This is a genomic window from Sphingomonas sp. (genome assembly GCF_030145815.1).
In the GTDB taxonomy this organism is placed as follows: Bacteria; Pseudomonadota; Alphaproteobacteria; order Sphingomonadales; family Sphingomonadaceae; genus Sphingomonas.
Genome location: NZ_JAIXHL010000009.1, coordinates 62904 through 88199, shown reverse-complemented (window position 1 = coordinate 88199; position 25296 = coordinate 62904). Strand labels below are relative to the sequence as shown.

General features: G+C 62.7%; 26 protein-coding genes and 3 pseudogenes. 18 read left to right on the top strand and 11 right to left on the bottom strand.

Translation table 11 applies throughout. From position 1 onward, the window contains the following. Positions 1-6: 6 nt before the first annotated feature. Positions 7-906, top strand: coding sequence for a DUF4198 domain-containing protein (locus KYX69_RS09820; protein WP_300496597.1), 900 nt, complete (start codon positions 7-9; stop codon positions 904-906). On the opposite strand, the gene chrA is transcribed toward KYX69_RS09820, so the two are convergent. The 3 genes from chrA to dmeF all read right to left on the bottom strand — a co-directional run bounded on the left by chrA (position 907) and on the right by dmeF (position 4878). After that, on the bottom strand, positions 907-2307 hold the full coding sequence (gene chrA / locus KYX69_RS09815) for a chromate efflux transporter (RefSeq protein ID WP_300496594.1): 1401 nt from the start codon (positions 2305-2307) through the stop codon (positions 907-909). Then, complete coding sequence (locus KYX69_RS09810) at positions 2304-2975, bottom strand: chromate resistance protein ChrB domain-containing protein (RefSeq protein WP_367280185.1); 672 nt, start codon at positions 2973-2975, stop codon at positions 2304-2306. The genes chrA and KYX69_RS09810 overlap by 4 nt, the downstream gene beginning before the upstream one ends. 937 nt (positions 2976-3912) lie before the next feature. Continuing rightward, positions 3913-4878: a CDF family Co(II)/Ni(II) efflux transporter DmeF gene (gene dmeF / locus KYX69_RS09805; protein ID WP_300496589.1), complete on the bottom strand. Its 966-nt coding sequence runs from the start codon at positions 4876-4878 to the stop codon at positions 3913-3915. Positions 4879-5478: 600 nt separating this feature from the next. Here dmeF and KYX69_RS09800 point away from each other — a divergent pair. The 4 genes and pseudogenes from KYX69_RS09800 (at position 5479) to KYX69_RS09785 (ending at position 8010) form a co-directional block, all read left to right on the top strand. After that, positions 5479-6078: a cytochrome b/b6 domain-containing protein gene (locus KYX69_RS09800; protein WP_300496587.1), complete on the top strand. Its 600-nt coding sequence runs from the start codon at positions 5479-5481 to the stop codon at positions 6076-6078. Positions 6079-6218: 140 nt separating this feature from the next. Beyond that, positions 6219-7288, top strand: a pseudogene (locus tag KYX69_RS09795) (IS3 family transposase); the annotation flags it as partial. Between the two features lie 131 nt (positions 7289-7419). Further along, entirely contained in the window at positions 7420-7644 is a 225-nt protein-coding gene (locus KYX69_RS09790) for a hypothetical protein (RefSeq protein WP_300496585.1), read from the top strand. 3 nt (positions 7645-7647) lie between these two features. Continuing rightward, positions 7648-8010, top strand: a complete 363-nt coding sequence (locus KYX69_RS09785) for a DUF1345 domain-containing protein (protein ID WP_367280186.1) — start codon at positions 7648-7650, stop codon at positions 8008-8010. Between the two features lie 37 nt (positions 8011-8047). Here the strand turns inward: KYX69_RS09785 and KYX69_RS09780 are convergent, their stop codons facing one another. The 3 genes from KYX69_RS09780 to KYX69_RS09770 all read right to left on the bottom strand — a co-directional run bounded on the left by KYX69_RS09780 (position 8048) and on the right by KYX69_RS09770 (position 11712). Continuing rightward, positions 8048-8962 (bottom strand): copper resistance protein B, encoded by a 915-nt coding sequence (locus tag KYX69_RS09780; protein ID WP_300496583.1) that lies wholly within the window; start codon positions 8960-8962, stop codon positions 8048-8050. Further along, positions 8959-10917: a copper resistance system multicopper oxidase gene (locus tag KYX69_RS09775; RefSeq protein ID WP_300496581.1), complete on the bottom strand. Its 1959-nt coding sequence runs from the start codon at positions 10915-10917 to the stop codon at positions 8959-8961. The genes KYX69_RS09780 and KYX69_RS09775 overlap by 4 nt, the downstream gene beginning before the upstream one ends. A gap of 99 nt (positions 10918-11016) precedes the next feature. Continuing rightward, positions 11017-11712, bottom strand: coding sequence for a VIT family protein (locus KYX69_RS09770; RefSeq protein ID WP_300496580.1), 696 nt, complete (start codon positions 11710-11712; stop codon positions 11017-11019). Between the two features lie 91 nt (positions 11713-11803). Here KYX69_RS09770 and KYX69_RS09765 point away from each other — a divergent pair, with 91 nt between their 5' ends. From KYX69_RS09765 to KYX69_RS09745, 5 genes are all read left to right on the top strand, one after another. Further along, on the top strand, positions 11804-12076 hold the full coding sequence (locus tag KYX69_RS09765) for a hypothetical protein (protein ID WP_300496579.1): 273 nt from the start codon (positions 11804-11806) through the stop codon (positions 12074-12076). Positions 12077-12216: 140 nt separating this feature from the next. Continuing rightward, entirely contained in the window at positions 12217-12456 is a 240-nt protein-coding gene (locus tag KYX69_RS09760) for a hypothetical protein (RefSeq protein WP_300496578.1), read from the top strand. A 182-nt stretch (positions 12457-12638) separates the two neighbouring features. Then, positions 12639-13169 carry a hypothetical protein gene (locus tag KYX69_RS09755; RefSeq protein WP_300496576.1) on the top strand — a complete coding sequence of 177 codons (531 nt, stop codon included), beginning with the start codon at positions 12639-12641 and terminating at the stop codon, positions 13167-13169. Between the two features lie 78 nt (positions 13170-13247). Further along, positions 13248-13925 carry a response regulator transcription factor gene (locus KYX69_RS09750; protein ID WP_300496574.1) on the top strand — a complete coding sequence of 226 codons (678 nt, stop codon included), beginning with the start codon at positions 13248-13250 and terminating at the stop codon, positions 13923-13925. A gap of 112 nt (positions 13926-14037) precedes the next feature. Next, positions 14038-15333, top strand: a complete 1296-nt coding sequence (locus KYX69_RS09745; RefSeq protein ID WP_300496572.1) for a HAMP domain-containing sensor histidine kinase — start codon at positions 14038-14040, stop codon at positions 15331-15333. A gap of 1458 nt (positions 15334-16791) precedes the next feature. On the opposite strand, the gene KYX69_RS09740 is transcribed toward KYX69_RS09745, so the two are convergent. From KYX69_RS09740 to KYX69_RS09730, 3 genes and pseudogenes are all read right to left on the bottom strand, one after another. Next, on the bottom strand, positions 16792-17235 hold the full coding sequence (locus tag KYX69_RS09740; RefSeq protein WP_300496569.1) for a multicopper oxidase domain-containing protein: 444 nt from the start codon (positions 17233-17235) through the stop codon (positions 16792-16794). A 175-nt stretch (positions 17236-17410) separates the two neighbouring features. Continuing rightward, positions 17411-17860 (bottom strand): annotated as a pseudogene (locus KYX69_RS09735) (hypothetical protein); the annotation flags it as partial. A gap of 250 nt (positions 17861-18110) precedes the next feature. Next, positions 18111-19579, bottom strand: a pseudogene (locus tag KYX69_RS09730) (multicopper oxidase family protein). Positions 19580-19680: 101 nt separating this feature from the next. Between KYX69_RS09730 and KYX69_RS09725 the strand changes: the two are divergent. Genes KYX69_RS09725 through lgt form a run of 7 tightly spaced genes read left to right on the top strand, consistent with a single transcriptional unit; the run spans position 19681 to position 23723 of the window. Next, positions 19681-19998 carry a helix-turn-helix transcriptional regulator gene (locus KYX69_RS09725; protein ID WP_300496788.1) on the top strand — a complete coding sequence of 106 codons (318 nt, stop codon included), beginning with the start codon at positions 19681-19683 and terminating at the stop codon, positions 19996-19998. Next, positions 19998-20426 (top strand): YeeE/YedE family protein, encoded by a 429-nt coding sequence (locus KYX69_RS09720; RefSeq protein ID WP_300496785.1) that lies wholly within the window; start codon positions 19998-20000, stop codon positions 20424-20426. The genes KYX69_RS09725 and KYX69_RS09720 overlap by 1 nt, the downstream gene beginning before the upstream one ends. 4 nt (positions 20427-20430) lie before the next feature. Continuing rightward, positions 20431-20868, top strand: coding sequence for a DUF6691 family protein (locus tag KYX69_RS09715; RefSeq protein WP_300496566.1), 438 nt, complete (start codon positions 20431-20433; stop codon positions 20866-20868). A 3-nt stretch (positions 20869-20871) separates the two neighbouring features. Next, a complete protein-coding gene (locus KYX69_RS09710; RefSeq protein WP_300496563.1) occupies positions 20872-21651 on the top strand; it encodes a sulfite exporter TauE/SafE family protein in 780 nt (259 codons plus the stop codon). A gap of 19 nt (positions 21652-21670) precedes the next feature. After that, positions 21671-22420, top strand: a complete 750-nt coding sequence (locus KYX69_RS09705) for an MBL fold metallo-hydrolase (protein ID WP_300496560.1) — start codon at positions 21671-21673, stop codon at positions 22418-22420. A gap of 36 nt (positions 22421-22456) precedes the next feature. After that, a complete protein-coding gene (locus KYX69_RS09700; protein ID WP_300496557.1) occupies positions 22457-22843 on the top strand; it encodes a rhodanese-like domain-containing protein in 387 nt (128 codons plus the stop codon). Between the two features lie 46 nt (positions 22844-22889). Beyond that, positions 22890-23723 (top strand): prolipoprotein diacylglyceryl transferase, encoded by an 834-nt coding sequence (gene lgt, locus KYX69_RS09695; protein WP_300496554.1) that lies wholly within the window; start codon positions 22890-22892, stop codon positions 23721-23723. A gap of 123 nt (positions 23724-23846) precedes the next feature. Here lgt and KYX69_RS09690 read toward each other — a convergent pair whose 3' ends face one another. Next, the gene (locus tag KYX69_RS09690) at positions 23847-24062 is read right to left on the bottom strand and encodes an AlpA family transcriptional regulator (RefSeq protein WP_300496783.1); all 216 of its coding nucleotides are present in this window, start codon (positions 24060-24062) and stop codon (positions 23847-23849) included. Between the two features lie 78 nt (positions 24063-24140). Next, positions 24141-24596, bottom strand: a complete 456-nt coding sequence (locus tag KYX69_RS09685) for a transcriptional regulator (RefSeq protein ID WP_300496552.1) — start codon at positions 24594-24596, stop codon at positions 24141-24143. Positions 24597-24943: 347 nt separating this feature from the next. Here KYX69_RS09685 and KYX69_RS09680 point away from each other — a divergent pair, with 347 nt between their 5' ends. Then, positions 24944-25273: a hypothetical protein gene (locus KYX69_RS09680; RefSeq protein WP_300496550.1), complete on the top strand. Its 330-nt coding sequence runs from the start codon at positions 24944-24946 to the stop codon at positions 25271-25273. Positions 25274-25296 lie beyond the last annotated feature (23 nt).

The following is a 25296-nucleotide window of genomic DNA, read 5'->3' as shown; positions in this document are numbered from 1 at the left end:
GAAACCATGAAATTCTTCCGCAAGCCCGCCACCACCTTCTTCGCCCTGTGCGCGATGCTCGCCTCGGTTCCAGCGCAGGCGGCGCCGCGTTCCTGGATGCTGCCGTCCGAAACGATGTTCACGGGCAGCGGCGACGAGTGGCTGACGGTCGATGCCGCGCTATCGACCGATCTCTATTATTACGATCATGCCGCGCAGAATTGGGACCCGGTCGCACTCGCGCCCGATGGCAGCGCGGTCGCAGTCGAGAATCGCGCCAAGGGGCGTCTGCGGCAAGTGTTCGACCTGCACATCACCCAGCGCGGCACCTATAAGCTCTCGATCGTCACCGAGTCAGTGAGCGGTAGCTTCCTGCTCGACGGCGAGCGCAAGATGCTGCCGCGCGGCACGACGCCCACGACCCTGGCGCAGGCAGTCCCTGCCGGTGCTACCGAGGTATGGAGCGCGGTCAACATCAGCCGCATCGAGACCTTCGCGACCGCGGGCGAGCCCACGACCGCCGTGTTCAAGCCGACCGGCAAGGGCCTTGAGATGGTGCCGGTGACCCACCCGACCGAGCTGCTCGCGGGCAAGGCGGCGACCTTCCAGTTCCTGCTGGATGGGAAGCCCGCTGCCGATCTCACAGTGAGCGCAGTCAATGGCGGCGTGCGCTATCGCGACGGCATCCAGCAGCTCAGCCTCAAGACCGACGCGCAGGGTAAGGTGACCATTACCTGGCCAGAGGCCGGCATGTGGTGGGTGAGCGTGTCCAGCGGCGGTTCGCGCGGCGGAGGCAACCCCGCTGTACCAGGGGAGGCGGCAGCGCCACAGGCTGGTGCATCCTCGACCGAAGGCCCGCGCCGCGTGATCGCGCCACCCCAGCCACGCGCATCCTACGCAATGACGGTCGAGGTGCTGCCGTCCTGATCAGCCGACCGCGCCGATGAGGTGAAGCGTGATCCCGGCGGCGGCCGACGCGAGCAGCGTCGCGATCACGCCTAGCCGCAGAACGAACACAGCAAGCACGGCGACTGCGGCAAGCAGGAGCGCCCACCAATTGATGCTGGCAAGAACTGGCGCATCGAAATGGAGCGGTCCAGTCTGCACCGCCACCGTGGACTGAAACAGCGTGTGCAGCGCGAACCAGATAGCGAGGTTGAGCACGACGCCTACGACCGCTGCGGTGATTGCTGAGAGGGCGCCCGATACGGCGGCATTGCCACGCAATCGCTCGATGAACGGGGCACCGAGAAAAATCCACAGGAAGCACGGCGTGAACGTCACCCAGGTCGCAAGCAGCCCACCGAGTGTCGCTGCCAGCAGCGGGTCGAGCCCGCTCGCGTCGCGATAAGCGCCGAGGAAGCCGACGAATTGGAGTACCATGATTAGCGGCCCGGGTGTCGTCTCAGCCATGCCAAGGCCGTCCAGCATCTCAGCAGGTGCGAGCCATTGATAATTTTCCACCGCCTGCTGCGCGACATAGGCAAGCACGGCATAGGCGCCGCCGAACGTCACCATCGCCATCGTCGAGAAAAAGGTGGCGATGCGGCTAAACACGTGATCCGGACCTAGCCCGATCAGGAGCGCGACAACGGGCACCAGCCACAGGGCAAGCCAAAGCAGCGTAGTGCGCAGCGTCTCGCGCCAGTTCGGCCGCGCGTGCTCGGGCAGCTCCTCGCCAAGCAGCGTATCGGCGTCGTTGACGATCGGTCCTTTGCCCGAGCCATGTCCGCCACCGCCCCGGAAGGCAGGATGACCCGCTCTACCAGCCCACCAGCCAATCAGGCCAGCACTCAGCACGATCGCGGGAAACGGCACGCCGAAAAAGAAGATCAGGACAAACGCCGCCGAAGCCAGCAGCCGCGCCGCGTTGGAACGCAACGCCCGGCTGCCGATCCGCATGACCGCTTCCAGCACGACCGCCAGCACCGCCGACTTGAGGCCGAAGAACAGCGCCGATACGATCCCGAGCCTGCCGTACAGGACATAAATCCAGCTCAAGGCCATAATCGAAACGGCGCCGGGCAACACGAACAATACACCGGCGACGATGCCACCCTTCGCGCGATGCATCAGCCAGCCGATATAGGTGGCGAGCTGCTGCGCCTCCGGCCCCGGCAGAAGCATGCAGTAGTTGAGCGCGTGCAGAAAGCGCTGCTCGCCGATCCAACGCTTCTCCTCGACTAGGATGCGGTGCATCACCGCAATCTGACCGGCCGGCCCGCCGAACGAGAGCATCGCGACGCGCAACCAAACCCAGAATGCCTCGCCGAGTGTCACAGGTGCCGGTCGCACGGCGACCGCGGCATCCGCCGCTACCGCACTCATGCCTTCACCTCGCGTGGCTTGTGCGAGGTCCAGTCGTGCGTCTCGTCGCGCGCATCCCGACACCAACGATAGAGCGCATCATAAACGGGCATACCGGCTTCGAGCTGATCGAGATCGTCGGCGTAAATTCGCGACAAGCCGAGGGAGACGGCAAGCAGCCCGGCCGCCTCGGGCACCAGATCAGGGCGGCCAGTATCGGCGCCGCGCACGATGGAAGCGAGATAATCGATGGCGGGGAACGCGCCGAGTCCGAACTCCTCGACCATCACGTCGAACGTGCATCGCTCGCCACGGTGGCTCCAGAACACCGCTTCATCGGCGACATCGAAAGGTGCCGCATCGAGCTCGTTCGCGGTCCGGATCACGTCGGGCGCCGGCACATAGAGAATGCGCGCACGCGGATCGACAAATCGCCGGATCAGCCAGGGGCACGCGACCCGGTCTACCTTAGGCCGCGCGCGCGTGACCCAGAGCGTACAGCCCTGCGCATCCCGGCGCGGCAGCTTCCGGGACGGCAGCAAAGGCAGGCCCGCCCCCTCCCAACCGGCAAAGCCGCCCTCCAGTGCCTCTGCATTCACGCCCTCGGTTCTGAGCCAGGCAGCGACGCCATGAGCAGCGGATTTTCCGTCCTCATCAACGACGACGACGGTAGAGGCTGCGACCGACATCGCCCATTGTTCGACGCTGCCAGCATCCAATCGGACGCCGCTAGGAATAAGGTACGAACCTTCGCCGGTTCGCACGTCGATAATCGTGGGTGCACCAGAGGTGCCGATAAGTCGGACGAGCTTATCCGGAGCGATACTATTCAATGAGGGCATGGTGCGTCCTTTGACAACCAGATCAGGACGCGATGCTTCGGCTGTCGCCTCGTGGGGAGACCGCCGCCCCCATGACTTATCTAAAGCACCAGTTCGGATGGGCTGTCAACGAAACCGGCCAAACGACAGCGGCTGGCTTTAGGAAAGGGACTTGTTCGCCGAATCACCGCTATTGGGGCCACAAAACGGATCCGCTCTACGTTGGCGAGTTGGGCTTACTTAGCGCGCCGAGACAAAATGGCCGGCGGGCACTCTTGCTTCCCATCCGCCGCCTACAATCGAGCGACGACCAGCGCATCGATTCCCCGCTCATAGGGCCTCACTGCACCACAGGCTATGAGACATAGATGGCTGTCGCAGCCGGCGTCGCCTCGACTTCGATATCAGTGGGGCTGCCGGTGGGGCTGATATAACAAACAGTCCTTAAGCGACTGATTAAACGCTGCTATTTTGGCAGCGATGGCGGGACGGAGGGATTCGAACCCCACAAATATGGTCTTGCAGACACTGCATTTCATCACTGCTAAAGAACTTACGCCCACATTTACGCCCACACTTTTGCGAAGCTTCCGACACGTCGCCTTGATGCCGACTGGCAACCTCCCCTCTCAAGACTGCTACAGACTGCATGGGGTAGGGGACGTCGGATATCAGGCTCTTTGAGTTGCGCAATGGCCGGATTCGGGGCACCCGATCCGTTTGTTGCGGGTGCTACTGAACTGATGGACGTAGGCCGCTCGACCGTTGGCGACGTTTGCTGTTCTTAAAACGAATTCGAAATCAATCAGGCTGCTTTTCGACAATCAGGGTGAAGACCCTGACAATAGTGGGTTTCTACCGTCACATGAACCAACTCGTCGTGGATAGTCACTCTTGCTGCATAGTCCGATGGGCTGAGCGGCTGATGAGCGGACAACGAGATGATGGCTGCGTATTTGCCTGGCCCAACTTGCCAAACATGTAAATCGGTTATCCGGGCATCTCCATCTTCAATAGCCTCACGAATCTCTTCTTCCAGAGAGTTATTAGGCACCGCGTCAAGCAGCACTGCGCCAGTGTCCCGCATCAATCCCCATGACCACCGCCCGATGACCGATGCTCCAACGATGCCCATCGCAGCATCCATCCACACCCATCCGAGGAATTGACCTGCTAAGAGTGCCAAAATCGCGAGCACCGAAGTGAGGGCGTCCGCAAGGACGTGGAAGTAGGCTGACCTCAGGTTGTTGTCGTGAGTGCGGTCTCGCCCGTGATCATGCCCTGGAGAGTGAACGTGATGGTTGTGATAGCCCGAATGGCCGTGGCCCAACAGCCAGGCGCTGGCAAGGTTCACAGCCAAGCCCAAAACCGCAATCCAAGTCGCTTCGACAAACGCGATTTGCCCAGGCTCGAAGAAACGCTGAACGGACTCGACGCCGATCCCTACCGCGATGATCGCTAGCACAAGAGCGCTCGCAAAGCCGGCAAGATCACCCACCTTCCCCGTGCCGAAGGTAAATCGCGGACTGTGGGCGTGTCTGCGGGCAAAGGAGTACGCCCACGCGGCTACCCCCAGCGCGCCCGCATGCGTGGCCATGTGGAATCCGTCGGCGAGCAGGGCCATCGAGCCCGTGAGCCAGCCAGCGGCAATTTCGACCACCATCATCGCTGCCGTAAGGACCACCACGTACAACGTGCGTCTCTCGTGCGCCTCGTGCGCTTGACTGAGGAAGATGTGCTCGTGGCGGAGGGTATCGTGGGTATGATGCATTTAGATCATCTCGCAGCGGATACGTGCAATGTACGCCTCCTAGTGTACACTTTCCACCCATTGCCGACACGTCCCCAAATGGCTTGGCTAGCGAGGCAAACCCTTCCGATCGACTCGAAGAGAGCAAGGTTTGGGAACGTCCATTGGCGTTCCCACCGCGCTCTTTGGGTGTTCGTCTTTACGCCCAACAGCTGTCGAGACTTCCGCCAAGTTGAAGAGCGCATTCAACGCCCGAGAATCGGCGCATCAACCCAGATCCTCATTGGCCTCCGCTCCGGTGCGCACGATGCCCTGGCCGGACGTGCGGGCGCGGCGGCGCGGAGACGACCGCCTGCCGCCGCTCGTGAAAAATTCGTAATTACCGGAGAAGGGCAATGTCATCCTCGCGCAGCATATGTATGTCGTGAGCAATGATCAGGATTACAGCATGCACCTGGGCACTAGCAGAGGCGCCAGCCAAGGGAGCTTCTCGATCCGGTCTGCCGCCTCTAGTGGTCTGGGTGCATCCTCAGGGTCTGCGCCCGTCGGGTGCCGCCTGTGACTGCCGCTTCGTCGCTTGATCTAATTTTGCGATGTCGTAGCGCCATCAAGGAGACAAAAGTGAGCACGAAGTCTGTCTACCATTCAACTCTAACTCAGCTGCTCCATCTTTTTATCGCGGCAGCTGTAGTGCACCAGCTTATAATCAGCCTTGTGATGAAGCATCCGGAGCGAGGAAGTCCCGGAGACGCTTATTTCGAGCTGCACGAGTGGGTGGGAATAGCGAGCCTGGCTGCTCTCACAGTCTTCTTCCTCTGGGCGGTCGTTAGGCGGGGTGAGACAAACCTCGGCATGCTCTTTCCCTGGTTTTCCGGGAAGCGTCTCCGCGCCTTTTGGATGGATCTCAAAAGCCACCTTTCCAGCCTGAAGGCTGGGCGCATACCTCTCACCCAAGAGAGTCCGCTGGCAAGTGCCGTGCATGGAGTGGGCCTGCTCCTCGCGCTGGTGATGGCCACTTCAGGTGCAGCCGGCTATTTCATCGCCACTGCCCGACCGCTTCTTTCGATCCATGAAACCGTAGCGCCGCTGATGTGGGCCTATCTGGTCGGGCATGCCGGGCTCGCCGTCCTGCACCAGCTGGCGGGACATCGAATCTTCCAGAGCATGTTCGGTTTTCGAGCTGCCGCCAGGACTGAGCAAGACTCTCTTGCCGGGAAGTGAATCACGCGCCGCCGAGAATGGCGGCGGCGCGGATGCTAAGCCAAGAAAAAGGGGCTCTAGCAGCTTTCCGAGGCTTGACGTGACCCCCGTTTCTTCATCCACCTGGACCTAGAGACCGGCCCCTCGAAGGGACGGACGGAATGAAGCGGAAGCAGTTTTCGGAAGAGCAGATCATCGGCATTCTGAAGGAGGCCGAGGCGGGTGCGGTGGTGACGGAGCTGTGCCGCAAGCACGGCATGTCGAGCGCGACCTACTACGCCTGGAAGGCCAAGTATGGGGGCCTGGAGGTGTCCGAGGCGAAGCGGCTGCGGGCACTGGAAGACGAGAATGGCAGGCTCAAGCGGCTGCTGGCCGACGCCATGCTGGACAATGCGGGGTTGAAAGACCTGCTGGCAAAAAAGTGGTGAGCGCGGCCGCCAAACGGGAGGCGGTCGCGCGGTTGCAGGCTGGATTCGGGATGAGCGAGCGGCGCGCCTGCGCCGTGATCGGGGCCGACCGGACGAGCATGCGCTACCGCTCATGTCGCGGGGGCGACGAGGATCTGCGGGCACGGCTGCGCGAGTTGGCAGGCCAGCGTCGCCGGTTCGGCTATCGGCGGCTGCACATCCTGCTGCGGCGCGACGGCGTCACCATCAACCGCAAGAAGACGCAGCGGCTCTACCGAGAGGAGGGCCTGACTGTGAGGCGCAGGAAGGGACGAAGGCGCGCCGTGGGCGCGCGGGCACCTGGGCCGGTGCTGGCGCTCCCCAACCAGCGCTGGAGCCTGGACTTCGTTCATGACCAGCTTGCCACCGGCCGGCGGTTTCGCGTGCTCAACATCGTCGACGACGTCACGCGCGAATGCCTGCGTGCGGTGGTGGACACCTCGATCTCCGGCAAGCGGGTCGTACGCGAACTGGTCGACCTGGTCGCCGAGCGTGGTCGGCCAAGCATGATTGTCAGCGATAACGGCACCGAGCTGACCTCGAACGCGGTGCTGGTCTGGTCGGGCGAGTCAAAGGTCGAGTGGCACTACATCGCGCCGGGCCGCCCCATGCAGAACGGCTATGTCGAGAGCTTCAACGGCCGTATGCGCGACGAGCTGCTCAACGAGACGCTGTTCCTCAGCCTCGCGCACGCCCGCGCCGTGGTCCGGGAATGGGTCGACGACTACAACACCGAGCGGCCGCACTCCTCGCTCGGCTACGCCACCCCGGCGGCCTTCGCCGCCGAGATCGAGAAGCAATGGCCTGGACGCGTCCAGGCCATTGCTTCGTGTGCGCTCGTGCACCACAACAAACGCCGGTCTCTGGTCCCGGCTGGATGAAAGCCGGGGGTCACGTCAGGCTGTACGTCGCCTTCGTGGCCGTGCTCATCATGGGAGCGACGCTCCTGTCGGGGCCATATGGGCTGACTACGGCGATTTTGGCAGCTTTCGATGCGGCAGCCGCCCTGTTTCTCATCGGCATAGCGATGATCATGCGACGGGGTTCGGCAGAGCGCTTGCGTCAACATGCTCAACGTTATGACGCCTCCCGCCCGATTCTCATGCTCGTAGCGGCGCTGACCATCGCCGCAGTCGCTTGAGCGATCATTGTCGAGCTGACTCACGCGAGGCCTCATAATGATCGTCAGCTGATCTTGGCGATCTTTACCCTTTTTGCCGCGTGGCTATTCGGAAACGTTAGCTTCGCGCTCCACTATGGCCATGTCTACTACCGGGGCGTGGGGGATTCGCCCCCCGAGGGGCTCAAATTCCCTGGCACGCAAGTTCCGGATTTCTGGGATTTCTGCTACTTCTCGTTTGTCATAGGAATGACGTTCCAGGTGTCCGATGTCGCGGTATGCACCCCGGCGCTTCGCAGGCGCGTCGTGCTCCACGGGCTGGCAGCATTCATTTTCAACGTCGCCGCCATAGCCCTGACCGTCAATGTGGTTGGCGCCGCCCGATGAACTCGAAATGCCTTGGCTTAGCGGGTCTATCGGGTGATCAGAACCAGATCCTGAACCCGGCCACGATCATGGTCTGCCGCGTGCTTTCGCCTTCAGCTCTTAGGAGGCGGCTGGTACTCCCGAAGGAACGCCTGTGGGCAACACCGACATAAGGGGCGAATTCGCGGCGGATCTCGTAGCGCAGCCGAAGTCCGATCTCCGCGTCCGTGAGGCCGCTGCCGATCGCGAACGCCTCATCCTTCTGCAACGCGAAACTCGCCTCCAACCTCGGTTGCAGGATCAGGCGCTGGGTGAGCAACTGGTCGTAGCTGCCGGTAAGCCGGCCGGATATCTGTCCCTTGGTGCTTATGAAGAGTGTCGGCTCGATTTCGAAACGATAGGGAGAAAGGCCCTGCAGGCCGATGGCGGCGTAGGCGCGCATCCGGTCCGGACCCCGCCCCCAACGTGAGGCGAGACGTCCCCCCACCTGGAGATCGAAATAGGGTGATATCAGCCGGCCGTAGAGAAGCTGCACCTCGGCATCGCCGCCATCCCTGGCGCGCGTGCTCTGGACACCTTCGGTCTTGACCCAGAGCCGTTCATAGTCTCCGCCGAACCAGCCAAATGCGTCCCAGCGGAACGAGCCCGGGCCGGCGCTTTCCCGGTATTCCAAAAGATCGAGCAGGACGAAGCTGTAATTGCCGTCGTCCGCCGTCGGGCTCGGCCAGCCGGGCTGGGGCTCGAGGTTGTGGAGCGTCGTCACAGGTGGGCCGGGCGCGGCCGCAGGCTCGGCGGCCGGGTTTTCCATGTCACCCATCATGGGCATCTCATCCGGCGCTGCACCAGTACTCGAAGCCGGCGCCTCCTGCACTGGTTGCGAAGCTTCGGTAGGCGGCTGGGAATGGGCAGTGTGCTGAGCCCAGGCCGGTGCGGCAGCCAGCATCACGGTTCCGCCGAGCAAAAACCGCATCATGATGCAGCCGCCGACGGATGCGAGACCTCGACCACGCGAAACATCCCCAATTCCATATGCAGCAGGAGGTGACAGTGCATCGCCCATCGCCCCGGTGCGTCAGCCGTGACGGCTACGGTGAGGCGTTCTGCAGGCTTGACGCTGATGGTATGCTTTCGGGGCTGATGGGCGCCTCCGCCGTTTTCCAGTTCCATCCACATCCCGTGCAAGTGGATCGGATGCTCCATCATTGTGTCATTGACGAAAACGAGGCGAAGGCGCTCCCCATAGCGGAAGGGGATCGGCTCTCTCGCTTCGGAATATTTTCGGCCGTCGAATGACCACATGTACCGTTCCATGTTGCCGGTGATGTGGAGTTCGATCTCTCGCGCAGGGGCGCGCTGGTCGCTTTGGGGGACGGTGCTGAGCAGGTCGGTATAGACCAGCACCCGGCCGTCACTGGCCTCGAAACCGGAGCCCGGTTCGTCGAGCCGACTGCGGGCGACCATTGCGATGGACGAATTACCCGCTCCGTGCGTGTCGGGACCATGGACAAACGGGGTCGATGCCGTACCAGCAGCAGCATGCTGATTGGAAGAAGCGGCGACGGTGCCGCCCATGTCCATTCCAGCCATTGCATTGTTCACAACCGCCTCGCGCGTCGCGGCGGCGGCCTCACGCGTCCTGTCGACTTCCGGCATGCCCTGCATGTTGTGACCCGCAATATCCATGACGGGCTGACTTGACGGTGAAGGCGGGGCCTGCATCCCCTCCATTCCGGTCGGCCCTGCCGCTCCAGCGCTCATATCCATGCCCGACATATCCATCCCCATGTCGGCCATCGTTCGGATCGGCCGCGGGCGGCGCGGAGGAATTGGTGCGCTCATCCCGGGGCGTGGGGCCAGGGTGCCGCGGGTGAAGCCACTGCGGTCCATGGATTCGACCATGAGAGTATAGGCGCGATCGTCAGGCTGCACGATGGCGTCGAAAGTCTCGCCTGGGGCGATCCTGAATTCGTCGACCTCCACGGGACGGATGTTCTGGCCGTCGGCTTGAACCATGGTCAGCTTCAGGCCAGGGATACGAACGTCGAAGTAAGTCATCGCTCCGGCGGCGATGAAACGCAGCCGCACTCGCTCCCCTGGCCGGAAGAGCGCGGTCCAGTTCGCCTCGGGAGGCAGTCCGTTGATCAAATAGGTGTAGGTGTAACCGGTTACGTCCGCGAAGTCCGTGGGATCCATCCGCATGCGGGACCAGGAGAGGCGCTCGGCGAGCGTCGCCGGCAGACCGTTCTTCGAAGAGTCGCGAATAAAGTCAGCAAGGGTCCGCCGCTGGAAATTGTAGTAGCCGGCCTGCTTCTTGAGCTTGCTGATGATGGTCGCCGGAGATTCGAAGCTCCAGTCTGAAAGCATGACCACATAGTCGCGCTCATAGGCGATCGGATCGGGTCCGGCTGGATCGATGATCAACGGGGCGTAGACGCCGAGCAGTTCCTGCCCGCCCGAGTGACTGTGACACCAGTAGGTGCCGCTTTGCCGGACCGGGAATCTATAGGTGAAGGTCTCGCCCGGCCCGATGCCGCCGAAGCTCACGCCTGGCACGCCATCCATGTCGGGAGGCAGAATGATCCCGTGCCAGTGAATCGAACTGATCTCAGTCAGCCGGTTGGTGACGCGGAGGACGGCCTCTTGACCCTCCTTCAGGCGAATCAAGGGGCCGGGGACCGTTCCGTTGATCGCTTGAGCCCCGCCGGCACGGCCGTTGATTCGCAGCGCCAGATCATCGACGCTCAGGTCGAGCACCCCCGCCGCGTCGGGCGCGAGCGCGCCGTCCGCTCCGGAGGGCTGCGCCCAAGCGTAGCCGGGCGTGAGTTCGCGCAAAGCCAAAAGGGCGCCAAAGGTGCTCGCGCCATGGAGGAATTGGCGCCGGCCAAGCTGGCGACCCTGCTCCCGCGCCGCATCCTCGCTGCTTGTCATTACCCCTTCTGCTCCTGCTGGCTTCGGCTTTTGTCAAAGATACGGGTCTATATTTCCGTGTCTAGGCAAATCATCTTCGATATCGGCGGTTGGCTGAGGTTATATGGACGCACCAAATAGGGCGCCGACGCTCGCGGTGAGCCCCATCGCGAACGCTCCCCAAAACGTTACTCTTGCGGTCGCTTTGCCGATGGCAGCGCCGCCGGCGCCAGCTCCAGCTGCCCCTAAAGCTGCTAGGAAAAACAAGGAAGCTGCAGCAACGGCCGGCACGATAAACGCGACCGGGGTTAGGGCGGCGACAAGGAGCGGTAGCGCCGCGCCCACAGCAAATGTCCCCGCCGAAGTCAGCGCCGCCTGAACCGGACGGGCTTTGATGCCCGGGGACAGGCCCAGTTCGTCGTGCGCATGCGCCGATAGCGCATCTCTGGCCATCAATTGTTCGGCGACGCGGCTGGCCAGTTCCTCGTCCAGGCCGCGGTCAAGGTACAAGCGCGCGAGTTCAGCATGCTCCGCATCGGGGTCCGCTTTGAGCTCCTCCGCCTCCTTTGAAAGGTCGGCTTTCTCGGTATCCGCCTGGGAACTGACCGACACATATTCTCCGGCTGCCATGGACATCGCTCCAGCGACAAGTCCGGCAACGCCCGCAAGGAGGATGTCGCCCGATTTTGCGGAGGCAGCGGCGATCCCGACGATCAGGCTAGCGGTGGAGACGATGCCGTCGTTCGCGCCGAGCACCGCGGCGCGCAACCAGCCGATGCGGGACACGAGATGTCTTTCGTTGTGGAGGCGGCTCATACGGCTGGTATAGGCAGGTGGCAGACGGGTCGTCCACGAGTTTGGAAGGCTTTGTCATGTCGAGGAATACCTGATCCGATGTTCGGGCGAGGTGCCGAACAGAGATATCAAACCGCGCTCGAACAATGGTCGGCTTTTTGCCCAAAAGCCTTGTTTTCAGGTCGGCTACACGGGCTGGGGAGGCGCGAGCATCGCGGCGCTTTTGGATGTTTCCCCGCAGGGCGCATTGCTCATCCGGCCCACATATTTCACGACAGTCGGCACATTAGCTTACACGATCCAGTCCTTCATGCGCGAGGCACAGCCAACACGTGCATTGTTAGCCATGTCTCTGGAGGCTGACATGACAATCGTCTTCGGTTGAAGTTTTGTACGCTGACGTAGGTGTATGACAGATTTGTAATGGAAGGCGCAGGCCGCTGTTATGTTGCCGGCTCATAAGCTTCGACAGCGGTGAACATTTCCCCGCCCGAACGGAGACGAAAGATGATCAAACGAGCCTCGATGCTGGCGATGACGGTCATGCTGCTTCCTGCCGCTGCGATGGCGGCGCAGGGGCAAGCGCAGATGCCGCGTACGCCGGTTCCGGCGCCGACTTCCCATTCCGCGCATCGCAGCATGGCGGCTGAGAGCCCGGAAAACAGACAGGCTGCTGAAAGCGCGAAGCCGGTAATGCCCAATCACCGGATGATGGGTCCTGACGCCAAGTCGCCCATGTCCCCAATGAAGCCTCACACGCAATGAGATGTTGGTGCGGCTCTCGGCGGTCTCCTGCCCCCCGAAGCACCGTCGAGCAGAACCCGCGCTAGCACCGCCGGCGGCCAGCCCCGAGGCCGCCGGCGGGTACGTCTCAAGGCGAGAGACCTCTCGTCATCGAAAAATTTGAGGATGAACCTATGTCGCCCAGTTCGATGAGGTGTGCCGCCTTGACCAAAATCGATAGCATTGTTCCGCTAGGCACGCAGCGCTGGAGAAGACAGGCTTTCCTGGAGAGCGGGGCGCATCACTGGTTGGTGGTGCCACTGGCGGGCGCCGAGCGGTTTGCGGTCGGCGCCTTTCGGTTCTGGAAGTGGTGCCGCATGACCGCAAGTTCGCCTCTGCCCAACCTCCACCGCAGGCTCGCTCCGGTCGGTGGGGCCATGCTGGCCGTTCCTCTCGACGACCTCTTCGGACTCATCGCCGACTTTTGTGCATGCGCGCGCGCCGCTTCTGGAACAAGCGATCGTATCCTTGGAAGTGACGAGGTTACGCTTCTCACTGTGCTTCACGCGGGGACGGAGCCCGATGATCGCCTTGTCCAAGCGCCGCAAGATACGACCCGAGCAGCCCTTCTCCTGATCGCTGGCTGGTCGGTGCGTCATGAGATGGCGTCCGAGCTCGGCCTGACGTTCGGATCGCTCCCGAAGGAAGCCACTGCGGATGTGGGGCGCACCTCCCTGTCGCAAAACCTGCTATAGCAGCATCCCGTTAGCGGGTATTTTGCAAGCGGGCCGGTGCCGCGACGTGATCCACGGGCAATATCGCGCAGGAAGAAAATGAAGCTGCTCTTGATCGAAGACGACTGCCGGACGGCGGACTATTTGCAGCGCGGAATGGCCGAGCTCGGCCATGCCGTCGATCACGCCGCCACAGGACTCGACGGGCTGACGGCCGCGCTCACCAACGACTATGATGCGATCATTCTAGACCGCAACCTTCCTCAGCTGGACGGCTTGTCGGTCTTACAAGCGATCAGGGCCGAGCACCGGCGAACCCCCATTCTGGTGCTTAGCGCCATGGGCCAAGTCGAAGACCGGGTGCGCGGCCTCGAGGCAGGCGGCGATGACTACCTGGCCAAGCCCTTTTCCTTTCAAGAGCTGGTCGCGCGGCTCAGTGCGATCGTGAGGCGGGGCGACAGCCCCACGGCCGCCGCGACCCGGCTGACGGTGGGTGAACTCGAGCTGGATTTGCTGGGCCGGATCGCCACGAGGCGGGGACGTCGGATTGAGCTGCTGAACAAGGAGTTTCAGCTTCTGAACTATCTAATGCGTCACGCCGGTCAGGTCGTCACCCGGACGATGCTGCTCGAGGCGGTATGGGATTACGGGTTCGATCCGGGCACCAACGTGATCGATGTTCATGTCAGCCGGCTCCGGGCGAAGGTCGATCCACCTGGGGATCTGCCGCTGCTCCAGACGGTGCGCGGCGTTGGTTATAAACTCGATGCCCGTTAGGCGGGCTGGCCGCAGGCGCCCTCATGCCGGGGCCCTGCGCACTGCTTTGTGGATCACGCTTGCGGCTCTCGTCAGCACCATCGCGGCACTTACCACACAATATGTGGGTACTGTGCAGCTGGTCGAAACTGAAGCCAAGCATACGGCTCGTGCAGAGTTGCAGGGGCTGGTCGATCGGTATCGCCGGGGAGGATTGAGCGAGCTGCAGCGCTTCATCGAGCAGCGGTCGCCGGCCCTCGCCGGCGATTACGTCTATGCGCTGGCCGGACCCGATGATCGAGTGATCGTCGGGGATCTCGCCACTTGGCCGGAGGCGCTCAGCAACGATGGCTGGCATGTTTTCACTGCTGCGATGCGAAGCGGCGGAGGTCTTCGGCGACGCGAAATTGAAGGGCAGTCGCTTCAGATCGCCCCAGGTTACCGGTTATTGGTCGCCCACCCGCCCGATGGACGAGCGCGGCTGCGCAAGCGCTTCTTCGGGACGTTGGGGTGGGCGATGGCAGCGACGCTCCTGATCGGTCTCGGCCTCGGCTGGTGGATCAGCCGGCGAACACTTCGTTTCGTCAACGACGCTGCCACCATCGGTGAGCGCTTCCTCCAGGGAAAGCTAGACGAGCGCCTCCCCGTCAGCAGCCAGGGCGATGAGTTCGATCATCTTGCCGAGGTTGTCAATTCCTGCTTCTCGGAAGTGGAGCGGACCGTCGGCGGTTTGCGGGCAGCTACGGACGGCATGGCCCACGACCTGAAAACTCCACTTACCCGAATGAAGGCGCGACTCGAGCTGGCGCTCCTGCGGGGCAACCCGCCTACTCTCGGTCTTCTGGATGATACCACGCGTGATATCGACGCACTCCTCAAGCTGATCAACGACCTGCTGGCCCTTTCCAGCGCGGAAGCCGCAAATATCCAGAGCTTCACGCCGGTCGATCTGGCATCGATCGCGCGTGAGGCTTATGAGCTTTACGAGCCCGTCGCCGGTGCCCTTGGTCAGGCGCTGATCCTGGATCTCGAGCCGTCGCCCGCGTGGGGCTCGCGAGCGCTCCTTCTGCACGCGACGGCCAATCTAATCGACAATGCCCTAAAATACGGTGGAGGCAAAAGTCCGGTCGAAATACGAACACTAAGTTCCGCCAGTTCATCGCAGCTGAGCGTAGCGGATCGCGGGCCCGGCATCGCTGCCCCTGACCGCGAGCGGGCGCTCGAGCGGTTAGTTCGGCTCGATGCGAGCCGTGCGGGAGAAGGCAGCGGGCTTGGACTATCGATCGCCTCCGCGATCGCGCGCGTCCATGGCGGGAGCGTGGAACTGACCGACAACTCACCAGGAATCCGGGCAATTCTCGAGCTCCCAGCGAAGAGGTTGGTAAAGGCGGCCTCCCAACCCGAAGGCGAAGCGTGTTCGCTAGAGTGATGCGCAAATCGGAGGAAACTACGTCACACCGCATTTCATCAGGAAGGTCTAGAGCCGGCTCGCCCTGAGTGGCTCGGCGCCACGCACAGCCTGCTCGCGTTTCGGTCGGCCGACTCCTTCCGGGCACTTCCGATAAAGGGTTTCTGAACCATCGGAAAGCTCGCGCGCCAAACGCTCAAGAGGCCGAGCGCCGCTATGATCTCGTCGTTCAAGCAGCCGGCAAAGCGGAGGGACAGATTGCGTGTTGCGCGAGGCTAACGCTGTGTGACCATTGTGTGCATGCTTTGCGGCCGGGCATTGGTATTCTGTAAGACAGCGACAGTGAGATCCGCATCGGCCGGCCCGGACCGCGGCGCGGTCCGGTCGTTTAACACAAGTTGCGCGGCGCCCGTACCCGACACGTCGCGCCCCAGAGGTCGGAAGGCCTGCACGACCTGACTAACCCCCAGCGTCCCAAACCAAACAAAATTAATTGCCCCGCTTCGCGTCTGGTCGGTTTAGTTGAGAGCATCTGGCGGAGAGGGGCGATGGACGGTGGTGTTAGGGTAGTAGGAACGCCGACATGAATTCGTTATGACTATCCGCCGCGGGCGCCAATTCCCGCGGTCAGCCGCCGCTTCGTCTTCTAGCGCCGCCCAGCCTAAGGCCCGCGTAGTAACTCGATCGCCTCTGACGGAATGAGAGTTCAACCTACACACGCGGGATCCGCTGCGCGCTCAATTGCTGTCGTTCGGGCGAGCCTGAGCATTCTTAGGCGGAATTGTGGTGCGGCGATTTGACACCTGCAAACCCCTTAGAGATGCTGGCGCGGCGAGTGGGCGTCAAAACCGACCGGTTCTGATCTTCTACAAACCACCGTTCAGGTGATTTGTCTTGGGGCGTCGACAGGGAGGAGTGCTTCAGTGACGCCCGAACGCGATCTGCCGAGCAGACATTCCCCAGTAGAAGGGCGGCATCTCCGCCACCTAAAAAACTTGCACCACTGCTGACTATAACACATGACGATAGCCACCGCGCGCGAGCACGCAAGACACATAAATCAAGCACAGGAAGGCGATATATGAAGCTTGTTATAGCAGCGACGATGCTCTCCCTCGTTTCGCTTGGTGGATGCGCGACAACGAGGGCCACTGCCGAACAGCGAGCGAGCTGCGAGCGCATGGAGCAAACCATGGGTGTCGGCACGACGCACGATCACGGGGAGATGAAGGGTCAAGGACTGAATCCGATGAATCTCAGCCACGAACGCTGCCAACAAATACTCGCCCAACCTCGGTAGACTTCCAGATGATAAATGCGCGGCCGCGTCCGGCTGGCATGTCCGCCGCCATCGTGCCGGGAGCAGCAGGCGGCGGTGCTTGCTGTGTGGCCGGGCCGGCCATGCCTTCTGGGCGGCTCGCCTCCTAGGTCGCTGCGGGTGTCGTAGCAAGCAAGCCGCGGCCGCGAATGCGAAGCGGTTCAAGACGCGCCTCCGGGGCGTGCGATACCTCCTCGACCCTGAACATCCCAGCTCCATGTGCAAAAGCTGGTGGAAGTGCATCGCCCATCTGCCGGCTGTGTCGGCGGTGATCGCCACGTGAGCCGCTCCGCCGGCTTCACGCTGACCGAATGTTTTCGCGGCTGGAGAGCGTCGCCGCCATTCTCGAGCTCCATCCACATACCGTGCAGGTGGAACGGATGCTCCATCATTGTGTCGTTGACGAGCACCAGGCGAGGGCGCTCGCCATATCGGAACGCGATCGGCGTCTTGGCTTCTGAATATTTCTTACCGTCGAACGACCCGATGTAGCGTTCCATGTTGCCAGTGATGTGAAGTTCGATCGCGCGCGCGGGCCGGCGCTGATCGGGTTGTGGCGCGAGGCTGCGCAGATCGGCATAGATCAGGACGCGCGCCGGGCTCATCGAAGCCGGAACCAGCCTCGTTCACGCGACTACGCGCCACCATAGCGACTGACGAGCTGCCGACGCCGTGTGTGTCCGGGCCGTGGACAAACGGCCGACCACCGGCCAGCCTTGGCCCACCGAGGCCACCAGCGGACGCAGCCACGGGCTTCATGCTGCCCATGTCCATGCCCTGCATGTCCATACCCAGGTCGGACATGGCGCGAAACCGGGCGCTTGCGACGGGTCGGTACGGGCGCGTTCATGCCCGCTCGCGGCGCTAGTGTATCGCGGGTGAAGCCGCTGCGGTCCATGGCCTCGGCTATCACCGTGTACGCTCGCTTTTCGGGCTGCACGATCACGTCGTAAGTCTCGCCCGGAGCGATGCGGGACTCGTCGATCTCGACAGGACGGACGTTCTGGCCGTCCGCCTGAACGAGCGTCATCCTGAGGCCTGGTATGCGTACGTCGAACTACGTCATCGCCCCAGCGGCGATGAAGCGCAGGAGGATGCGTTCGCCGGTGCGGAACGCTCCCGTTCAGTTGGCTTCAGGCGGCAGGCCGTTCACCAGGTACTGTAGGTGTATCCCGTCACGTCCGCGAAATCCGTGGGGTCCATTCGCATCTTCGACCAAGCGAGCCGCTCGAAGCCAGCCTACTCGCGAGACCAAGTGGCGCTCGGCATGAAGATGCGGGCGGCTCATCGCGTTTTGTTGCACAACTGAGAAGAATCGCGGTGACCGGCCAGACGGTCGATCGGCACCAAGTGCTTATAGTTGACTGTCATCTTCCTCGCGTAACTTAAACCTGATTTCGCGCATGCCCGCAGCCGGATGCAATCCTCCGGCGCTCGTTGCCGAGACTCAAGGCGGCATACACCAAATGATCGCCCAGCTTCAAAACACCCTGAACTGGCCCATCATTCCATTATCCTCATGTTCGAGGATATGACAGTGGTACATGAAGGGAACACCTTTGGCCGGATGATCGAAGCGAATGAGAAGCTCCACGGGCTCCTTGACAAGCACCGTGTCACGAGGCCCCTGATCGAGAATATCAGGCTTGCCGCTCCTCTCGTCAGAACATCGAAGTGGACGCCATGAATATGGATCGGGTGGCGCATCATTTCGCCAGACACCTCCCATATCTCGGTGGAGCCCAGCGTCACGGTCTCATCGATGCGGTTCATGTCGAATGGCTTGCCGTTGATCGTCAGCCCGCCACCTCCGCTTCCTGATCCCATCATACCGCCCATGCCCATGTTAAGGACGAGCCGGCGACGGCGCACCGCCTTGCTGGCGTCAGGCCGAGCTCGCGATGCGAGGAGGGTCGGCACCGCCCCACTGGCCTGAGGCTGTCCTATCGGCCGTGGCTCGAACCTCACTACAGTCGCGGGCGCGTTGGCGTTGCCCGTGCCGCCGCTTCGTCCCATGGTCCCCATCCCGCCCATCATAGAGTTGTTGCTATCCGGGGCCGTCACAAGCGAGGCGGCTCTGCCGTCTGTGAAGTCCACCAGAACCTCAGCGCGCTGCCCCGGGGCCAAGCTTATAGCCGCGATCTCCACTGTCCGTTCGAGCAGGCCGCCCTCGGTCCCGATCCAGTGGAAGCTGCGCTTATCGCTGAAGGACAGTTCGTAGATCCTGGCGTTCGATGCGTTGACGAGCCGCAGGCGGACCAATCGGTTCGGGACCACCGCCGAAGGGCTCACCGCACCGTTGACCAGGATCGTGTCGCCGCGTCGGCCCTGCATGGCGACCATCATGCCGCCTGGCAGGACGAGACGACCATCTTCAAACTGGCGATCCTGGATAAGCAGTGGGAGATCATCCACGCCATATTCCGAGGGCAGGCCGAGGCCCTGCTCCTCGTCATCGGTTACAAGCAAAGCCCCCGCCAAGCCTGAATAGACTTGCTCGGCCGTCAACCCGTGGACGTGGGAGTGATAAAGAAGCGTCGCTGCCGGCTGCCGAATAGGGAGCGTGGGTCGCCAGGTCGCACCCGGCGCGATGACCTGGTGAGGGCCTCCGTCCAGTTCTCCGGGAATCAGAAGCCCGTGCCAATGCACGGTCGTATTCGCCTCAAGCCCGTTGGTCACGGCAGCGGCGACATCATCCCCGCGACGCACCCTGACCGCCGGCCCGAGATAGCTGCCATTATACCCGAGCGTGTCGCTCGGGCGACCCGGATAGAAGGAGGTCCTTCCGGATTGGGCGCGTAGCGCGAAAGAGCGGTTCGAACGCGTGTCCAGCAGGGGTGGTACCGGCAGGAGGTTTTGCCCGCCGCTACCAGCCGGGGCGGCGCGCGAGCAAGCGGCGGTGGCAAACAGGGCCGCTCCGCCGGCCAACAGAGAGCGTCGGTCCAACATCTAAATCTGACCTCCTAAACGGTCGCTTGATTCACCATCGTTCAATCATATATGGCTCATATAAGATTTTTGGAGTAGCCGTGTCACATTTTCCCGCTGCGATGTCTCCGGAGCTATGGGAGGAGAGGGCGGGCGAAGCGGAAGCGTTCTTGCGCTCGCTTGCGAGCCGACATCGACTGATGATCCTGTGCAGCCTGCTTGGCGGAGAATTGTCGGTCAGCGAACTGGGCGAACGCCTGGGGCTGACGCAGTCCAATCTGTCACGCCATCTCGCGACGCTGCGCGACGAGGGCCTGGTAGGAACGCGGCGCGCGAGAACCACGATCTACTACCGGATCACCTCGGAGCGCGTGCTGCCGATCCTCGCCGAACTCTACAAGCTGTTCTGCGCCGAAGGCGATGTCGAGGAATGGGCCTGATGGTGGAAGGCTTCAGCCCATATTCGGCCCTCTTGGGCGGCGCGCTCATCGGCCTCTCGGCCGCGCTTCTCTGGATTGCGAACGGCCGGATCGCCGGCATCAGCGGCATCGTCGGGGGTGTCCTGGCGCCGGCCCGCGGCGACGTCGCGTGGCGCGCAACGTTCCTGGCCGGCCTGTTCGCCGCGCCCTTGCTTTACCGCGCGGCAGGAGGCGCGCTGCCAGACCTCACGACGCCACCGCCCCTCATCGTCGTGATCGCGGCCGGTCTCCTGGTAGGATTTGGGACGCGACTAGGGAGGGGCTGCACCAGTGGGCATGGCGTCTGCGGGATAGCCAGGCTTTCGCCACGCTCACTTGCCGCCACGGGGGTCTTCCTCATCGCCGCGGCGGTGACTGTGTACGTCGTCCGCCACATCGTCGGGCCCTGAGACAATGAAGAAGCTGCTCGTTGCCCTGGCTTCGGGGCTCATCTTCGGCCTGGGCCTGATCGTCTCCGCCATGGTCAGCCCGGGCAAGGTTCTAGCCTTCCTCGATGTCACAGCACCTTCCTGGGACCCCAGCCTGGCCGTGGTGCTGGTCTCGGCGGTCGTTGTCTCAGCGATAGGCTTTGAAGTCGGCCGAAGGCGCAAGGCCCCGCTTTTCGCCTCTGCGTTCAACGGTCCATCGAACCGGGCCCTTGATGGGAAGCTTCTCGTCGGCGCCGCTTTGTTCGGTATCGGCTGGGGTCTCGTCGGATACTGTCCTGGCCCCGCTCTCGTCGCCTTGGGCCTGGGTGCGCCGCCGGCGCTGGTGTTCATCATCGCGATGCTGGTCGGCATGGGCTCTTTCGCCCTTCTCCAACGTTACCAGGCGGCGGGGGCGGGGAGCTAAGCTATGACGCCGGCCGATCTCCTCACTCTCCTATCCGGTGTGATCGTTGGCTTCACGCTCGGCGTGATCGGCGGCGGCGGCTCGATCCTGGCGATGCCATTGCTGCTTTACGTCGTCGGCATGAAGGACCCGCACGTCGCGATCGGCACGAGCGCGCTGGCAGTGGCCGCCAATGCCTTTGCCAACCTGCTCCAGCACGCCCGCGCCGGAACCGTGAAGTGGCCGTGCGCGCTCGTTTTCGGAGCATCGGGCGTCGTCGGCGCGCTGATCGGCTCGACGCTCGGAAAGATGGTGGCGGGCCAGCACCTGCTGGTGCTGTTCGCAGGCGTCATGGTCGTGGTCGGCATTTCCATGTTGCGCGGCAAGTCCGGGGGTGGTGATCCCGGCGTGCGGATCACGCCGGCGATTGCTGTACGGCTCGTGGTTATCGGGCTGCTCGCCGGCCTGCTGTCCGGGTTCTTCGGCATTGGCGGCGGCTTTTTGATCGTCCCCGGCATCATGCTGGGAAGCGGCATGCCCATCCTCAATGCGGTCGGGTCCTCGCTGTTTTCCGTGGGCACATTCGGTTCGGCGACAGCCCTCAACTATGCCCTGTCGGGGTTCGTCGATTGGCGCGTGGCCGGCTTCTTCATCGCGGGCGGGGTCGGTGGCGGCATCGCCGGCATGCGAGCCGCTGTCCGCCTTGCCGACCACAAGGGCCTGCTCACTCGAATCTTCGCCGTCGTCCTGTTGGCCGTGGCCGCCTACATGCTGTTCCGCAGCCTGGGCGCGATCGGCAGCTAAGCATTTTTGGAGACCGATCATGATTTTTCGTCAGCTGTTCGAGCCGGAGTCCTCAACCTACACCTACCTCCTCGGCTGTCCCGAGACCCGCAAGGCCGTCCTGATCGACCCTGTCCTGGAGACGATCGAACGCGACCTGGCCGCGCTTCAGGAGCTGGAGCTTGAACTGGCCTACACGCTGGAGACGCATGTTCATGCGGACCACGTCACATCAGCCTGCTATCTGCGAAGCCTGACCGGCTCCAGGATCGCCTACCCGGCCATGGACGGCCTTCCCTGTGCCGATGTTGGGGTCGCCGAGGATCAGCCTCTGACGGTCGGCGCGCTCACCCTACAGCCCCTGTTTACGCCGGGGCACACCGACGCCCACCACACCTACCTCGTTGATCTGCCTGGGGTCCTTCGCGCGTTTACGGGCGACGCACTGCTGATCGACGGCTGTGGCCGCACCGACTTCCAGAACGGTGACGCCGCCACCCTTTATCAATCGGTGACACAGAAGATTTTTACCCTGCCAGGCGATGGCCTGATCTTCCCCGCGCATGACTATAATCATCGTCACATTACGACGGTGGCGCAGGAGCGCGAGCGGAACCCCCGCCTCGCGGGCAAGACCGTTCAGGAGTTCGTGGCGATCATGGACGCTCTCGATCTTCCATATCCCAAGAAGATCGACGCTGCCGTTCCCGCGAACAAGCTCTGCGGGGATTGCCCGACAGACTTGCCCGAGGTGCTCCGCCAGATAGGCGGCAAGTCGCAACAGGGCTGAGAGAGCTGACTAGGTTCAGTTTACAGGAGAAGATTGATGACGACACGTACCGCCAAACAGCTGGTTTCCGAAGCCAATGCCGTTGTTGAAAGTCTCCCGCCTCAGGATGCGGCCAAGCTCGTCGGGGTTCCCGACGTGCAGTTTGTTGACATCCGCGAGCCGGCCGAGGTCGCGAAAACAGGCCTTGTCGCCGGCGCGGTGCACGTGCCGCGCGGCCTGCTGGAGTTCCAGGTTGATCCGGAAAGCCCTACTCACAATGCCAAACTCGCTGCCGGATCACGATTGGTGCTCTATTGTGGGTCCGGCGCCCGCTCCGCTCTTGCCGCGAAATCGCTCAAGGACATGGGCATCGAGAACGTCGTCCACGTGCCAGGCGGTTTTTCGGCGCTCAAGGACGCCGGGGCCTCAATCACGTCGCAATAGGTCGAAGTGGGATCAGGCACCCGTTCTCGCTGGCAGGATATGATCGTTGGATAGCCACATTGCTTTTGCCAGCCTCGGGTTAAGTCCGGTTGCCCTTTCCATCGGGCCGCTCGACATCAGGTGGTACTCGCTGGCCTATATCGCCGGTATCATTGCCGGATGGTGGTATCTGCTGCGGTTGCTCGCGCAACCGGCCGCCCCGATGAACCGTCAGCAGGCGGACGATCTCGTATTCTACGCAACGCTCGGGGTGATCCTGGGGGGGCGGCTAGGCTACGTGATCTTCTACGGCCCCGAGATGATCCTCCACCCCCTGCAAATCCTGAAGCTTTGGGATGGCGGCATGTCGTTCCACGGGGGTGCTGCGGGAGTCTCGCTCGCGCTGATCCTGTTCGCGCGACGGCACCGTCTCGATTGGCTGCGGGTCCACGACTATGTCGCATGCACGGTGCCGATCGGCCTGTTCTTTGGTCGCCTTGCCAATTTCGTGAATGGCGAGCTTTGGGGAAAGCCCTCCGATCTGCCGTGGGCTATGGTGTTTCCCGGGAGCCAGGATGGTCTCGCTCGACACCCGAGTCAGCTCTATGAGGCCGGGCTGGAAGGCCTGGCGCTGTTCGCGCTGCTCGCCTTCCTGTTCTGGTTTTCCACTGCAAGGCGCCAGCGCGGTATGCTTGTGGGCGTCTTCCTCCTTGGCTATGGACTAGCCCGCTTCACAGTCGAGTTTTTTCGTGAGCCGGACTCGCAGCTTGTCGGCTTTGCAGTCAGGACCGGCTTGCACATGGGGCAGTGGCTCACGGCGCCTATGATAGTGGCCGGAATCTACCTGATTGTCGCCGCTCTGTACCGGCCTGCCCTTCGATCAACGGCCGATATGCACTAATCCACGTCAGCGCGCTTCGGCGGCAACGGCGAGACAAAGTTGCTTGGGAGAAGGGCTCGACAGAGATCTATTCCATCACCTTGCGGCGTTTGAAATCGCCGCAAAGGGCCGGTCGACGTGAAGCTATGCCGAAGCGACCCGCTTGATCCAGGCATCAATCTCGGCCTCGACCCAAACGGTGCATTTCGGGCCAAGCGACCGCGATCGCGGAAACCTGCCATCGCTCATGCGCTGATAGATTGCGGACCGCTTGAGGCCGACCCGGGCCATCACTTCGGGCAGCCGGAGGAGCCGCCCGGGGACCGGTGGCGAAGAGGCGTCCTCGCGGGGGAATGGTATGGCATCATTGCTTTGGGGAAGGGCGTTCATAGGTCGTCCAGTCTTTGGCTAGCTCGGTCCCCTCCGAGGCATTCTTCGTCAGCGGCCCAGCGACGTGCCGATATCGCGGCTGACAAAGTCATCGATATGTTTGGCGAGCATGCGCGCGACGAGCTGCGAGGTGCCATTGGCCCAGCGTGGCCTGACATCCTCGACCCTTCGCCCGAGCGTGCGTTCGAGGTGCGCCGGCAGCGCGCTGAAAAACTCTTCAAGAAATTCGCCCATCTCGCTGCGCATCCACTCGCAGGCCAGATCCTCCTGCCCGGCCAGGGCGAGAACGATGGTAGCGCGCGGGAATGCGCCGCAAGCGGTAAGAATATGGGGGGCTTCGTCGAGCGCTATCGGGCGTTCGCCGCGCAGAACCCTGAGCAAGGTTTCGCGGTGCATACCGACGTCGCGGGCGATCTGGTGACGGGGCTTGCCGGAAATCTCAACGGCGTGGGCGAGGGTACGCGCGACTGACTCGTTCGCGTGGGTGGACGGGGATTGATGCATGGCAGGCCTCTCGATTGATCCAGCGAGTCGCAGGCATATCGCGAGAGCCGTGTTGTAGGAAAACGAAAAGAACACATAGGGAACATCTCGTTTCTAGGCGAATCGAGACGAGAGGGCGATTCGCCGCAGTACTCCGGCGTTAGCGACGGAGCTTTCCGCCAGAGAGCCCTCGTTAAGTGGCTGCGTTCAGGCGGATTCTCCGCCAGCCATCGCCGACGTTAGTCCATATGCGTCCGCCACGAAGCCGACGTGACGGATGACGCTTTCCTATAGCCATTTCCTAGATGCATGTGGAACACACAGCGAACGAAAGGACGCTGCGTTCACCCCTCGAAGCGGAGCTTCACATGCAGTCTCTCCACCTCATCCGGCGTCCCCGCGCCAGCGGCATCGGCAAAGCCGCCAACATTGCCATCCCCGTCGCCATCGCCGCGCTCGCGGCCGGAGCCGCCTATGCGGGCGCCGACACGACCTTCACCCCGGCGCTGACGAAGTTCACCGACTTCCTCGAAGGCTCGGGCGGCAAGATCATCACCGTCCTCAGCCTCGCGGGCGGGCTCATCGGCCTCGCCTCCGGGCGCTTCTCGCTGAGCCAGGTCGCGGTTCCCGTCGGCGTCGGCATCGGCGTGGGCACGGGTGTCCCGATCGTCACCTCGGTCGTGACCGCGGTCATCTGACGGTCGGGCCGGGAAGGCGCGTC